The 13,387-nt window shown below is 74.0% G+C and carries 12 protein-coding genes; 9 read left to right on the forward strand and 3 right to left on the reverse strand.

Annotation, left to right across the window (positions count from 1 at the left end; genetic code table 11):
* Nucleotides 1-2: 2 nt before the first annotated feature.
* The 3 genes from DEF28_RS14325 to DEF28_RS14335 form a co-directional block, all read right to left on the reverse strand.
* Nucleotides 3-746 (reverse strand): 7-carboxy-7-deazaguanine synthase QueE, encoded by a 744-nt coding sequence (locus DEF28_RS14325; protein WP_114399449.1) that lies wholly within the window; start codon nucleotides 744-746, stop codon nucleotides 3-5.
* Entirely contained in the window at nucleotides 743-1,186 is a 444-nt protein-coding gene (locus DEF28_RS14330; RefSeq protein ID WP_114399450.1) for a 6-pyruvoyl trahydropterin synthase family protein, read from the reverse strand. The genes DEF28_RS14325 and DEF28_RS14330 overlap by 4 nt, the downstream gene beginning before the upstream one ends.
* Nucleotides 1,187-1,327: 141 nt before the next feature.
* The gene (locus DEF28_RS14335; protein WP_114399451.1) at nucleotides 1,328-2,251 is read right to left on the reverse strand and encodes an ATP-grasp domain-containing protein; all 924 of its coding nucleotides are present in this window, start codon (nucleotides 2,249-2,251) and stop codon (nucleotides 1,328-1,330) included.
* 646 nt (nucleotides 2,252-2,897) lie between these two features.
* Here DEF28_RS14335 and DEF28_RS14340 point away from each other — a divergent pair.
* From DEF28_RS14340 to DEF28_RS14380, 9 genes are all read left to right on the forward strand, one after another.
* The gene (locus DEF28_RS14340) at nucleotides 2,898-4,529 is read left to right on the forward strand and encodes a dihydroorotase (protein ID WP_114399452.1); all 1,632 of its coding nucleotides are present in this window, start codon (nucleotides 2,898-2,900) and stop codon (nucleotides 4,527-4,529) included.
* A complete protein-coding gene (locus DEF28_RS14345; RefSeq protein WP_114399453.1) occupies nucleotides 4,526-5,287 on the forward strand; it encodes an isochorismatase family protein in 762 nt (253 codons plus the stop codon). The genes DEF28_RS14340 and DEF28_RS14345 overlap by 4 nt, the downstream gene beginning before the upstream one ends.
* A complete protein-coding gene (locus tag DEF28_RS14350; RefSeq protein ID WP_114446151.1) occupies nucleotides 5,284-6,729 on the forward strand; it encodes an amidohydrolase family protein in 1,446 nt (481 codons plus the stop codon). Before DEF28_RS14345 ends, DEF28_RS14350 begins: the two co-directional genes overlap by 4 nt.
* Nucleotides 6,726-7,871: an acyltransferase family protein gene (locus DEF28_RS14355; RefSeq protein ID WP_114446152.1), complete on the forward strand. Its 1,146-nt coding sequence runs from the start codon at nucleotides 6,726-6,728 to the stop codon at nucleotides 7,869-7,871. Before DEF28_RS14350 ends, DEF28_RS14355 begins: the two co-directional genes overlap by 4 nt.
* A 137-nt stretch (nucleotides 7,872-8,008) precedes the next feature.
* On the forward strand, nucleotides 8,009-9,025 hold the full coding sequence (locus DEF28_RS14360; RefSeq protein ID WP_114400518.1) for a 3-oxoacyl-ACP synthase III family protein: 1,017 nt from the start codon (nucleotides 8,009-8,011) through the stop codon (nucleotides 9,023-9,025).
* A gap of 33 nt (nucleotides 9,026-9,058) precedes the next feature.
* Nucleotides 9,059-10,234: an acyl-CoA dehydrogenase family protein gene (locus DEF28_RS14365; RefSeq protein WP_114400517.1), complete on the forward strand. Its 1,176-nt coding sequence runs from the start codon at nucleotides 9,059-9,061 to the stop codon at nucleotides 10,232-10,234.
* A 25-nt stretch (nucleotides 10,235-10,259) separates the two neighbouring features.
* A complete protein-coding gene (locus tag DEF28_RS14370; protein ID WP_114400516.1) occupies nucleotides 10,260-10,703 on the forward strand; it encodes a thioesterase family protein in 444 nt (147 codons plus the stop codon).
* Nucleotides 10,703-12,013 carry an aminotransferase family protein gene (locus tag DEF28_RS14375; protein ID WP_114400515.1) on the forward strand — a complete coding sequence of 437 codons (1,311 nt, stop codon included), beginning with the start codon at nucleotides 10,703-10,705 and terminating at the stop codon, nucleotides 12,011-12,013. The genes DEF28_RS14370 and DEF28_RS14375 overlap by 1 nt, the downstream gene beginning before the upstream one ends.
* Entirely contained in the window at nucleotides 12,013-13,335 is a 1,323-nt protein-coding gene (locus DEF28_RS14380; RefSeq protein ID WP_114400514.1) for a preATP grasp domain-containing protein, read from the forward strand. The genes DEF28_RS14375 and DEF28_RS14380 overlap by 1 nt, the downstream gene beginning before the upstream one ends.
* Nucleotides 13,336-13,387 lie beyond the last annotated feature (52 nt).

Below are 13,387 nucleotides of genomic sequence, written 5' to 3' on the forward strand. Positions count from 1 at the left end.
GGCTAGTGGCCTCTCTTGTCGCCCCACGCGAGCACGTGGAGTCGGTGACTGGCGTTGATTCCGTGGCGGGCCGCGGCATCGGCCACGGCGGGCCACCGGGCGTTGAGCGCCTCGACGGTGGTGCCCTCGGGCATGACCCAGACCTGGCGGGACGGCCACGCGTGGGCGCGCGCGATGCCGACGGCCGTCTCGACGTCGGCGTCCGAGGCGCAGACCACCTTGAGGTGGGCCTGCCCGTCCCCGGCCGCCTCCGCCCAGCCGGGGTGCAGCGCGGGGTTCTGGTGGCCGCGGTGCCGGCCGGCGTTGCCGAGCTTCGGGGACACCACGAAGGTCGCGACCAGGGCCCGGGTGTCGGCGTTCGGCGCGATCGTGCCGTTGGTCTCCACGTGCAGCGTGCAGCCGCGGGCGCGCAGCCCGGACAGGAGTTCGAGCCACGCCGCGGAGTCCTGCTGCAGCAGCGGCTCGCCGCCGGTGAGGACCACCAGGGCGCCGTCGGGGACCCCGGCGGCGATGTCGGCCACGGGGGTGTGCCGGATCTCCTCGCGCAGCTGGTACCGCGAGGCGTCCCAGGTGTAGGCGGAGTCGCACCACGAGCAGGAGAGGTTGCAGCCGCCGAACCGCACGAACCACGCGGTCCGCCCGGCGGCGGGGCCCTCGCCCTGCAGCGTGGGACCGAACGCCTCGGCGAGCGGCAGCGTCGCCGGACCCGCGGCGGCCGCGGCGGCCGTCGGCGACCCGGCGCTCACCGCAGCACCTCCGCGGCGTTCACGTGCGTCTCCGACACCCGGACGGCGGAGACGGTGACCCCCGTCCAGCCGGCCGCCTCGATCTCGTTGGCCGCCACCCGCGCGACGAGGTCGGCGACGTTCTCCACGGTGGGCCAGTCCAGCCCCTTGGAGGGCTCCGACACTCCGAACTGGAAGAGCTTGCTCCCGTCGGCGAGCAGGGCCGGGACCAGCGGGTCGGCGTCGCCGAGCATGGCGCCGTGGTCGAGATGGGTGTCGATCCAGTCCCGCAGGCGCTTCTTGAGGGAACCGAAGTCGACGACGATCCCGCGCTCGTCGAGGTCGCCGGCGACGGTCACCTCGACCCACCAGGAGTGGCCGTGCAGGTTGCGGCACTTGCCGCCCAGGTGCGGGAGGCGGTGCGCGGTCTCGAAGTTGTGCCGCACGGTCACCCGGTTCATGCGGACCTCCGGAGCTCGTCGGGGCCGGCGGCGCGGCCGCCGGGCGCAGGGATCAGGTCGCGGAACATGGCTGTCGTCCTTCCGTGGGATGCGGTCTCGCCGGTGCGTCGTCGCAGGCGGGGGGCAGGGCCGCGGGACCGGTCACCGGCTGCCGGCGGGGGCGCCGGCGAGGGAGCGTTCGACGAGGTCGACCACGGCGCGGTTGGGTACGTCCTGGTACTCCGGAGCGAGCGCGCCCCAGCCCGGCACCACGTTGACCTCCATGACCACGAGGCCGGCGTCGGTCTCGACGATGTCCACGCCCGCGTAGCTCAGGCCCATCGCCGCCGTGGCGCGGATCCCGACGTCGACCATGGCGGGCGGCGGCTCGGTGACCTCGATCCGGACGTCCCACTCCGCGTCCGGCGGCAGCCCGTCGCCGGGGAACGGCTTCCAGGCCTGCGGCCCGGTGTGGAACCGGGTGCAGATCGACGGCTCCCCGCCGATCACCAGCACCCGGTGGTCGCCCTCGTGGGGGTAGTAGGGCTGGCAGATGAGCTCCCCGTAGGTCGCCAGCAGGCCGGCGACCTGCGCCCGGTGCGCGTCGGTGAGCCGCGCGGGGAGCCGCTCGACGTCGATGCCCCGGAAGCCCACGGATGGCTTGACGACCACCCGGCCCCAGGTGCGGCACGCGGCCTCGACGTCGGGGACGCCGCGGCAGGACCTGGTCGGCGGGACGGGGATGCCCGCCTGGGTCAGCCGGTGCAGCATGGCGAACTTGCTCACGGTCCGCACGTGCACGTCGACCGGGTCCAGCATGAGCACGCCGGGCAGGTCGGAGAGCAGCCGCAGCCGCTCGACCGCGTTTCGCCATCCCTCGCGGCCCACGTGCGCCCGCGACAGGATGACGTCGAACTCGCTGGCGTCCTCCCCCCTGATCGTCGGCAGCGTCCCCATCGGGGCGCTCGCGCACCCGATGTCGGACAATTCGAAGACGACGGCCTCATGCCCCCGCTCGCGGGCCACCGCGGCGATACCGACCGATTCGGCCTCGTCGGGTTCCCAGGCCAGAATGCCCAGCCTCATAACACGCTCCAGTTGCCGTGGAGTGATTTCCCGGATTCGGTCGCGTCCATTCGCCGGATCGGCGATGCGCGTGAAATGGCGGATAACCGCGCCTGCGCAATTTACTTCCTCGGTGGCCGCCGTGCAATGGCCAGCCGAAAGACCGGGTTCCGCCGCGCGGAGGCGCGCGGGCCGGAGCCGGGAAAACCGTCGATGCGTATTCCGGGCGGCGCGAGTCGGTTCCGGAGCGGGCGGCCCAGGGGCGTCCCGCCGAACGAAAAATCGGTTTCCGCAGCTCCCCTATGCCCGATGTCCCGCCGGCGGGACATTCCCACCGCCGGGTACCGACAATGCCATTGCGATCATGAAATGCGGGTGCAACACTTGCTCTTCGTGTCTGGCGCCGCCCTTTCGGTGAGCTGGCACTTCCCCGCACCGGCCCGGTGCCGGGGAATTTCCGTCAGCGGGGAGTCCGGGCCGCGCGGACAATTACCTGTGCCGCACGGCTTCGCCGCGCCCGCATTAGCCGAGGGCACAGCACTTTCCGCCTCCAGCGCGGAGGCTTCCTGCCCGCGTCGAATCGGCGTCCGGCAGCCGCGCCTTCCGGTGTGCGCGTTGTCCGCGGCGCCTTCGTTCTGCCGCCGAAAGCTGAAAGGGGAGATGCGAAGTGTCGACCGAGACCCTCGACCTCGTCGTGGTGAACGGGACGGTCGTCCTGGGAGACGGCCGGTACCGGCTGGCCGTCGGCGTCAAGGACGGCAAGGTCGCGGCGCTGGCGCCCGAGGAGCTGATGCCCCCGGCGCGGACGCGGATCGACGCGCGGGGCGACTTCGTGCTGCCCGGGATCGTCGATTCGGAGGCCCACCCCGGGTGCTACGTCCCGTTCGAGCACGACATGCGTACCGAGTCCCGCGCGGCCGCGTGCGCCGGAGTCACCACCTGGGGCATCCAGGCGCCGGTGACGCGCCTGGGCACCGAGCCGTTCCAGGAGGTCGTCCGCCGGGCCGACGTGGGCTCCTTCCACAAGTCGTTCCCGGCAGCCCGCAAGGTCATCGAGTCGGTGTCCCACACCGACGCCTACCTCACCTACATGCTGGAGACCGACGAGCAGGCCGAGGAGATCGGCGAGTACGCCGAGCAGCACGGCGTCACCTCGTTCAAGCTCTACCTGCAGACCCGCGGACTGCGCGGGATGCCGGACGACGACGACAGCAACTGGCCGTCGCGCCGGGCCGGGCTCGGCCACGGCATCGACGACGGCACCGTCTACCTGGCCATGGAGCAGGTCGCCCACCTCGGCTACCCCGGCATGGTGCACATCCACCCGGAGAACTGGGAGATCGCCCGCGTCTTCGAGGACCGGCTCCGGGCCACCGGCCGCACCGACTTCGGCGCGTGGACCGACCGGTCACCCGACTTCCTGGAGGCTCAGCACATCCGCGCCTACGCCTACCTCGCCCAGCAGACGCCCGGCCGGGTACCGCTCTACCTGCAGCACTGCACCACCGAGCTGAGCTTCCAGGAGGTGGCCAAGGCGCGGGCCGAGGGCGTCGAACTCTACGCGCAGACCGGGCCGGCGTGGCTGTGGGCGCAGCCGGAGAACGGGTGGCGCATCAACGTCCCGCTGCGCCGCCGCGAGAACATCGAGGCCCTGTGGGCCGCGCTGGCCGACGGCATCGTCGACGTGGTCGGATCCGACCACGTCGTCGCCTGGGAGCCGGCGTCCTTCGAGGCGATGTACGCGTCCAACATCTGGGACTGCCGCACCGGGTTCAGCCGGGTCGAGCTCTTCCTGCCCGTCCTCCTCTCCGAAGGCGTCAGCAAGGGCCGGATCAGCATGGAGCGCCTCGTCCAGGTGAGCTGCGAGAACCCCGCCAAGACCAGCGGGCTGTGGGGCCGCAAGGGCTCCCTGCTGCCCGGGTTCGACGCCGACATGGTCATCGTCGACGCCGGCCGCGAGGTGACCGTGGGCAAGGAGCACATCAACACCCGCGCCGGCTGGTCGATCATGGAAGGCCACACCTTCACCGGCTGGCCGGTCAAGACCATCCTGCGCGGCCAGGTGACCGCCGAGTGGGCGGACGACTCGCCCGGTATGCGGCCGGTCGGCGACCCCCGCGGCAGCTACCTGCCGAGGTCGCTGCGCGGCGCGGCCCAGCCCGCACTGGCGCTCACCGAGCCCACGCGGGTCGGTGTCGACCGCCCGCGCCCCGCCTCGGCCTTCGACCGCCCCGGGTTCAGCCCCGAGACGCTGCGCTTCACCGGCGTCCGCGAGCCGCGCGACGGAGGCCGGCGATGAGCGGAGCGCTCTGGGACGACGTGCTCGACGACACGGACCGGCGGGTGTTCGAGGCCGCCGGATGGGGCCGGCGGGCCGGCTTCGGCCGGCGGCCCGTGGTCCTGGTCGTCGACGTCAACTACAACTTCTGCGGCGACCGCGCGGAGCCCATCCTGGACTCCATCGCGCGCTGGCGCTACTCCTGCGGCGAGGTAGCCTGGACCACCGGCATCCCCGCCATCGGGCGGATCCTGGCCGCCGCCCGCCGCAAGCGGCTGCCGGTCGTCTACACCACCAACCCGCGCCGGCCCGACGGGTTCGACCTGGGCGTGTGGACCCTCAAGAGCCACCGCAGCGACGACGACGTGGACGTCCAGGGCCACCTCGGCAACGAGATCGTCGCCGAGGTCGGGCCCGAGAAGGGCGACATCCTCGTGGAGAAGCGCAAACCGTCCGCGTTCTTCGGCACGCCGCTGATGAGCCACCTCACCATGCTGCGGGCCGACTCCCTCATCCTGACCGGCACGACGACCAGCGGCTGCGTGCGGGCCACCGCGGTGGACGCGGTCTCCTACGACCTGCGGGTCACCATCCCGCACGAGGCGGTGTTCGACCGCTCGGTGCTCTCCCACAAGGCGACCCTCCTCGACGTCCACATGAAGTACGCCGACGTCACCGACACCGACGACGTGCTGGCCCACCTCGACGGCCTGCCCGCCGGGCTGTTCGACGACGTGTTCCCGCCCGCGGCAGCGGCCGCGGAGGGGAGCGCCGGATGAGCCCGGCGGGGCGCGCCGCGCCCCGGGACGACGCCGCCGGGACGCTGGTGCGCGGGCGCCACGTCCTCACCTCGGCGGACCCCGAGGTGATCACCGACGGCGCCGTCCGGATCCGCGGGGAGCGGATCACCCACGTCGGCCCCTACCGCGAACTGGCCGCCCGGTTCCCCGGCGACGCGGTGGCGGGCGGACCGGACGACATCGTGACCCCCGGGTTCGTCAACACCCACGGCCACTTCTCCGAGGCGCTGCTCGCCGGCATGGCCGAGCAGTACGCGCTGGGCGAGTGGATCCGCCGCCTCGTCGGGCCGGTGGCGCCGTTCCTCGACGAGGAGGCCGCCTACGTCGGCACCCTGCTGGCCGGCGTCCAGATGCTGCGCACCGGGGTCACACTCGCCAACGACATGTTCGTCCGCGACCCCGTGGACGGCGTCCCGGCGACCCCCGGCGTGGTGCGCGCCCTCGACCGGCTGGGCCTGCGCGGCGTGGTGTCCTTCGGCGCCGGCGACGCCCGGCCGGGCGTGTCCACCGCCGCCCTGCTGGACGAGCACGCGGCGCTGGCCGACGCCGCCGCGGCCAGCCGGCTCAGCCGGTTCCGGGTCGGGATCACCACGCTGGGCGCCCAGTCGCCGCGGCTGTTCGCCCGGAGCGTGCGGCTCGCGGTGGACGGCGGCCACGGCGTGCACATCCACCTCCAGGAGGCCCGCGAGGAGGTGCGCGCGGTCCGCGCGGCACACGGCACCACCCCGGTCGGCCACTGCGCGCGCAACGGGCTGTTCGAGGCGCCGACACTGGCCGCGCACTGCGTGTGGAACGACGACGCCGACCTCGACCTGCTCGCCGAGCACGGCGTGGGCGTCGCCCACAACCCGGTGTCCAACATGGTGCTCGCCTCGGGGGTGTGCCCGGTTCCGGACCTGCGGCGGCGCGGCGTCCCGGTGGGCATCGGCGTGGACGGCGCGGCGAGCAACGACCGCCAGGACATGCTGGAGGCGGTCAAGACCGCGGTCCTGCTGCAGCGGGTGCACCGGCTCCGGCCGGACGCGCTGTCGGCCCGCGACGCCCTGCGGATGGGCACCATCGAGGGCGCCCGCGCGCTGCGCCTCGACGGTGAACTCGGCTCCCTCGAACCCGGCAAGGCCGCCGACCTCGTGGTCTTCGACGGCTCCTCGCCCGCCCTCGCCAACGTGCACGACCCGGTCCAGTCGGTCGTCTACTGCGCCGGCCCCCGCGAGGTCAAAGACGTGTGGGTCGCGGGCGAGCGCTCCGTCGCCGGCGGCGAGACCACCGGCGTCAGCGCGCGCGAGGTCGCGGAGCGCTCGCGCGCGCTCGCCGAGCGGCTGGTCCGGCGCGCCGGGCTCGGACCGCTGTCCCGGCTCGCCCGCGGCCCGGCCGCCGCGCGCCCCCGCCCCCCGATCGCCGCCGCAAGGAGCCACGCATGACATCATCCCCGCCGGCATCCACGACCCGGCCCGCCCGGCTGCCCTCCCTCACGGGGATGCGCGCCGTCGCGGCCGCGGGGGTCTTCCTCGGCCACGCGCACCCCACGCCGCTGTTCATTCCGCTTTCCATGGCGTTCCTGTCGTTCTTCTTCGTGCTCAGCGGGTTCGTGCTCGCCTGGTCGGCCGATCCGGCCGACACCCCCCGCTCCTTCTGGCGGCGGCGGTTCTGGAAGATCGCCCCCAACCACGTGGCGACCTGGGCGTCCATGCTCGTGCTGCTCGCCGTGCTCGGGATCTCCGGCTCGCCGGGCTTCGTCGAGCCGGGGCTGCCCGACGTGCTCCCCGCACTCGCCAACCTCCTGCTGCTGCACACCCTGCTGCCGCTCCGGGAGTTCATGTTCGGGGTCAACCCGCCCACCTGGTCGCTGGCCAGCGAGTTCGTGTTCTACCTGCTGTTCCCGCTGATCCTGCCGCTCGTGCTGCGGCTGCGCCCGAAGCGGCTGCCGCTGGCGGCGCTGGCGATGGTGGCGGCGACCCTCGCGGTGCCGTTCATCGCCCTGACGCTGACGGGCCCGGTCGTCGTCCCGGGCGCGTTCGAGGAGCCCCTCGTCCGCTTCTGGTTCGCCTACTACTTCCCGCTGGCCCGGCTGCCGGAGTTCGTGCTCGGCATCGTGCTGGCGCTCATGGTCCGCAACGGGTTCCTGCCACGGCTCGGCGTGGTGGCGCCCCTCATCGCGCTGGTCGCCTGCGTGGGAGTGGGCACGCTGCTGCCCATGGCCTTCACGTTCGCCGCGGTGACCATCGTCCCGGTCGCCATGCTCGTCGTGGGAGCCGCGTCGATGGACGTGCGCGGGGTGCGCTCGGTGTGGCAGCGGCCCGGCGTGCTCCTGGTCGGCCAGATTTCCTTCGCCTTCTACCTCACGCACTACCAGGTGATCCTGCTCTTCGACTACTTCGTCGGCGACCAGGTCAGGGGCGCGATCGGCCCGGTCGGGACGCTCCTGGTGCTCATGGTGCTGTGCACGGCCGCGGCCTGGCTGCTCTACCGGTTCTTCGAGCAGCCCCTGGTGGAGAGGTTCGGGACGCGCCGGCGCTCGCGCGGCGCGGCCGGCCCCCGCCCGCGGGAGGTGCCGAGCGGCTGACTCCCGAGTGACGGCGGTGGAGCGCGCCCCGGCGCACTCCACCGCCTCCGGGCGGCCGGGCCGCCCTCCCCGCCGCGCGCGACGCCGTGACCGGGGCAGCACTCCTCATCTCGCACAACCTCGTGAACGGAGACGGCATGCCTGCTACGCCCATGACGACGCATCCGGCGGACACCGCGGTCGGCGTGATCGGAACCGGATCCGCCCTGCCCGAGAGCCGGGTGCCCAGCGAGGACGTCGCCCGGGTGGTCGGCGTGGAGCACGGGTGGATCGTCGAACGCATCGGCGTGCTGGAGCGGCGCTTCGCCGCCAAGGACGAGACGGGCACGGACCTCGCCGCCCGCGCGTCCTCGGCCGCGCTGGCCGCGGCCGGGGTCGGGGCGGAGGAGATCGACGTGGTCATCCTCGCCACCTCCACCCCCGAGACCCCCATCCCCGGCGTGGCCGCCCGGCTGCAGGACGCGGTCGGGGCCCGAAACGCGGCGGCCTTCGACGTCAACGCCGCGTGCGCCGGCTTCCTCGTCGGCCTCGAACTCGGCCGCAGCCTGCTCGCGTCCGACCCCCGGCGCCGGTACGTCCTCGTGGCCGGCAGCGACACCTACTCGCGGTACCTCAACCCGGCGGACCGCCGGACCTACCCGCTGTTCGGCGACGGTGCCGGGGCGGTCGTCCTCGGCCGGGTCCCCGCCGGGCAGGGCATCTCCGGAGTGGAGATCCGGACCGACGGGAGCATGCGGGACTACGCGGTCGGCGGCCCGCGGATCACCGTCACGGCGGAGGAGATGGCCGCCGGTGAGCACTACCTCACGATGGCCGGCCGCGACATCGCGCACCTCGTCCGCACGGAGTTTCCGAACCTGGTGCGCGCCGCCGTGCGGGAGCACGGCATCACGGTCGCCGACATCGACCACCTCGTCTGCCACCAGGCCAATCCGCGCCTGATCCGGGAGTGCGCGGAGCAGGCCGGCTTCACCTCCGACCAGGTCGTGCTCACCGGCGACCGGTTCGGCAACACCGCCGCGGCGTCCCTTCCCGTCGGCCTGGACACCGCGGCGCGGGACGGCCGGATCCGCCCGGGCGACACCGTCCTGCTGATCACCTTCGGCGCCGGCATGACCTGGGGCCGGGCCCTGATCCGGTGGACCGCGGCCTAGCCCCTCGACCAGCGACCTCACGGGAGCGCACACATGGACCTGACGTGGACCGACGAGCAGCGCGAACTCCGGACGCGGTTCCACCGCTTCGCCCGGGAGCACATCGCGCCCGGCAGCGCGGAACGCGACCGCACGGAGACCTTCGACCGCAAGCTGTGGGACCGCTTGGCCGGCAGCGGGTTCTGGCACGTGCACGTGCCCAAGCGCTTCGGCGGCGACGGCGGTGACCTGTGGGATCACGTCGCCGCCTTCGAGGGGCTCGCCGGCGGCGCGGACGACTGCGGGTTCGTGCTGTCGGCCGCCGCGCACGGCGGCCTGCTGCAGCTGCTGCTCCGCTTCGGGACGGAGGAGCAGTGCGAGCGGTTCGTCCCCGAGCTGCTGAGCGGGCGGCTGGGCGCCACCGCCGCGACCGAGGCCGGCGGCGGGTCGCACGTCTCCGCCGTCACCACGAGCGCGCGGCGGCTTCCGGACGGCGGGTTCGTGCTGAACGGCGACAAGAGCCACATCACCAACGCCCCCATGGCGGACCTGATGATGATCGTCGGGCGGGTCGCGGGTATCGGGGACCGCGACATCACCCTCTTCCTGGTCGACAAGGACCAGGCGGGCGTGGAGCGCGGCGGGCACGAGGAGCTCCTCGGGCTGCGCGCCAGCCCCCTCGGCCCGATCGCCCTGCGCGACGTGGAGGTGCCGGCCGACCGGGTCCTCGGCGGGGTGGGCCGCGGGCTGGACGTCCTCTACTGGACCCTCGCCTTCGACCGGCTCGTCTACGGGATCGTGGTCGCCGCGCACCTGGAGGCCCTGCTGCCCGTGGCGCTGGACCGCATCACGACCCGCCGGGCGTTCGGCGCACCGCTCGCCGACCACGAGTACATCCAGGAGAAGATCGTCGACATCCAGCTGACGATCGAGTCGGCCCGCGCCCTGTCCTACGCGGCGACCGGGGCACTGCGCGACCAGGACGGCACGGCGCGGGCGAGCATGCTCGCCTCCTGCGCCAAGCTGCTCTCCGCGGAGGGGCTCATGCGCTCCGCGCTCGAACTGGTCCAGATCTTCGGCCACCTCGGCTTCGCCCGCAGCACCGGCCTGGAGCGCCACCTGCGCGACGCGGTGGCCTTCCGCATCGCCGGCGGCACGAACGAGATGCAGAAGAAGAACATCTTCACGCAGGTCCTCCGGGCGCACCGGGCCGACCGGGCGCAGCACTAGACCCGACGAGTAGAGGAGAGAGCACATGGTGCACGCGGACGTCGAAGGACTGCGAGCCGCCACCACGCGGACGGTCCGGCCCGAGGACTGCGCGACCCAGTGGGGCAACGACGGGCTGGAGGTGCTGTCGACCCCCGCCATCCTCGGCCACACGGAACGCCTGTGCGCGGAGGCGATGGCCCCCTACCTGGAACCCGGCGAGATGTCGGTCGGGGTCCAGGTCGAGATGCACCACCGCGCCCCCGCCCCGGTCGGGGGCAAGGTGGACTACCGGATCACCGCGCCGGCCGTGGACCGCAGGACGGAGTTCGGGTTCGAGGTCCGCGACGAGGCCGACAACGTCATCTGCAACGGCACCCACCTGCGCGCCGTGGTCGCGGTCGACCGCTTCCTGGAGCGCTACGGCCTGCCGCGGCCCGCGCCGGCGGACGGCGCCGCCGCGCCGGCCCCCGCCCCGGGAGAGCGGTGATGACGCCGGACACCGGGCTGCTGCCCGGAGCCGCCGCGGTCGGCGGCTCCGGGCGCATCCGGCCCACGGCCGTGCGGGCGAGCGGCGCCCGCGTCTACGACGACCGCGGCCGCGACTACATCGACGGCAGTTCCGGGCCGGTCTGCGTGAACCTCGGACACGGGGTGCCGGAGGTCCTGGCGGCGATGCGGGACCAGGCCGAGCGCATCTGCATGGTCCACCGCAGCCAGTTCTCCCACCCGGCGACCGCCGGCCTGACGGAGGAGGTCCTGGCCCTCGCCGGCCCGCGGTACCGCGAGGTCGTCTACACCAACTCCGGTTCGGAGGCGACCGAGACCGCGCTGCGGCTCGCCATGCTGCACCACGCCGGCGGGCGCACCGCGGTCCTCACCCAGCTGCCGAGCTACCACGGGATGACCGCCGGCGCGCTCGGCGTCTCCGGGCACCCGCCGCGCCGCGCCGGCCTCGGCCCGCTGCACGACTCCTCCGCGGTCAGCGTCCCGGTCGCCCCGGCCGGAGCCGACCGGCTGGTGCCGGGCAGGCAGGAGTGGGAGGCGGCGTTCGAGCGGGTGGGGCCCGACCGCGTCGCCGCCGTGGTGGTGGAACCGGTGGGCGGCGCCGCGAGCGGCGCGGTGCCGACGCCCGACGCCGTCCTGCGCCGGCTGCGCGAGCTCTGCGACACCTCCGGGGCGCTGCTGGTCGTGGACGAGGTCATGACCGGGTTCGGCCGGACGGGGGAGTGGTTCGGGCACCTGCGGTCCGGCGTCACGCCGGACCTGGTGGTGACCGGCAAGGGGCTCAGCGCGGGCTACACCCCGATCGGCGCCTGCCTGGTCGGCCACCGGGTCCTTCCGGGGCACTCGGCCACTGACCTGGCGTTCGGCCACACCATGGGCGGCAACCCGCTCTCGACCGCGACGGCGCTCGCGGTCCTGCGCTACACCGCCGCGCACCGGCTCCCGGAGCGCGCCGCGCGCGTGGGCGCGGTCCTGCGCGAGCGGCTGGCCGCGATCGCGGCGGACCTCCCCTTCCTGGGGGCGCCGCGGGGGCGCGGGCTGCTGCTCGCGCTGCCGGTGCGCCAGGACGCCGCCGCCCACGCCCGGGAGCCCCTCGCCGGCCGCATCTGCGCGGCCGCCGAACGCCACGGGCTCATCGTCTACCCCGCCGGGATCGACCACCGGACGCAGGCGGTCCTGGTCACCCCGCCGCTCACCATCGGTGACGAGGAGCTCGACGAGCTCGGGCTGCGGCTGAGGCGGGCCCTGCGGGCGGTGCACGACGGAACGGACCGGGACGGAGGCGACGGCTGATGGGCACGCTGCTGGTCGGGAACCCCTACAACGAGCACCTGGTCGGCGACCTGGACGGGTTCACCCCCGCCAGCCGGCGTGCCGTGGGCAACAGCGGGTTGCGGATGGCATGGCTGGCCGGGCCCGGCGACGCGGTGGTGGCCGCGCAGGACGTCGACCCCGGCTTCCTGCGCTACCTGCTGGGCCTGAAGGGACTGCCAGCGGACTCGGTGAGCCTGCTGATCCCGCCGCCGGGCAGGTTCGGCACCGACGTGCTCACCCGGGACCGGCTGCTGCACCCGGAGTTCGTCGAACAGGCGCGGCGGGTGGTGGCCGAGAACGGGATCGACCGCGTGCTGCCGTTCTCCTTCGACCCCGTCGTCGTCGCGCTGGCCCGCGAGCTGGGCCTGAGCGACGCCACCCCGGGCTTCGCCTTCCTCGCCGCGGCCGGCCACGACCTGCTGAACAGCAAGAGCGCGTTCCGCGCGATCGCGGCCGGGCTCGGGCTGCCGCTGGCGGAGGGCGTCGTGGCGGACGCGCGGCAGGAGGCGGAGGCGTTCGCGGCCGGGCTCCTCGCCGAGGGGCGGGCGGTCATCGTGAAGCAGGACTTCCACGCCGGGGGCTACGGCAACGAGATCCTCGCGCCCGCGCCGGGGGTCGAGCAGGTCGGCGCGTCGCGGCTCACCGTCCTGCGCGGACGGGCCGAGGCGGCCCGCCACTTCGAGCGCCACTGGCACCGCTACGCCGAGGGCGGCGGCAAGGTGGTGCTGGAGCACTACCTGCCGGACAGCGTCCCGCTCGGCTCGGAGGTGGAGGTCGCGGCCGAGGCCGTCACCGGGCGGCACGCCTGCGAGATGCGGATGGCGCCGGTCTTCGACGGCATCGTCATCCCCGGGACGGCGACGACCGAGGAGGTCCGGCGGACCTTCATGGACGCGGTGCTGGCCCTGTGCGAGCCCGTGCGGGCGATGGGATACCGCGGCCTCATCAACGTCGACGGGATCGCCACCCCGGACGGCCGGGTGCTGCTCACGGAGTTCAACGGGCGGCTGGGCGGTACGACGCACCTGCACTGGTTCGGCACGAACCTCGTGGGGGCCGACTACCTGGGCAGCCGGCTCCTGGTGACCCGCAACCGGTGGCGGGTGCCGTCGCTGGCCGCGGCGATCGGCGCCCTGGAGGCCGCCGGACTGGCGTTCGACCCCGGCCGCCGGCGCGGTGTGGTGATCGCCTGCGACCACTCGCGCCAGGCGGGGGCCGTGGAGTACTGCGCCATCGCCGAGGACCGCCGCGACGCGGAGGAGATGGAGAAGACACTCGCCGACCTCTTCTCCACCGGATGAGGGCGGAGCCCTGCGGGTACGGCGGCCGGGGGCCGGGGGAGTGAGCCCGCGG

Source organism: Marinitenerispora sediminis (genome assembly GCF_003336425.1).
Lineage (GTDB): Bacteria > Actinomycetota > Actinomycetes > Streptosporangiales > Streptosporangiaceae > Marinitenerispora > Marinitenerispora sediminis.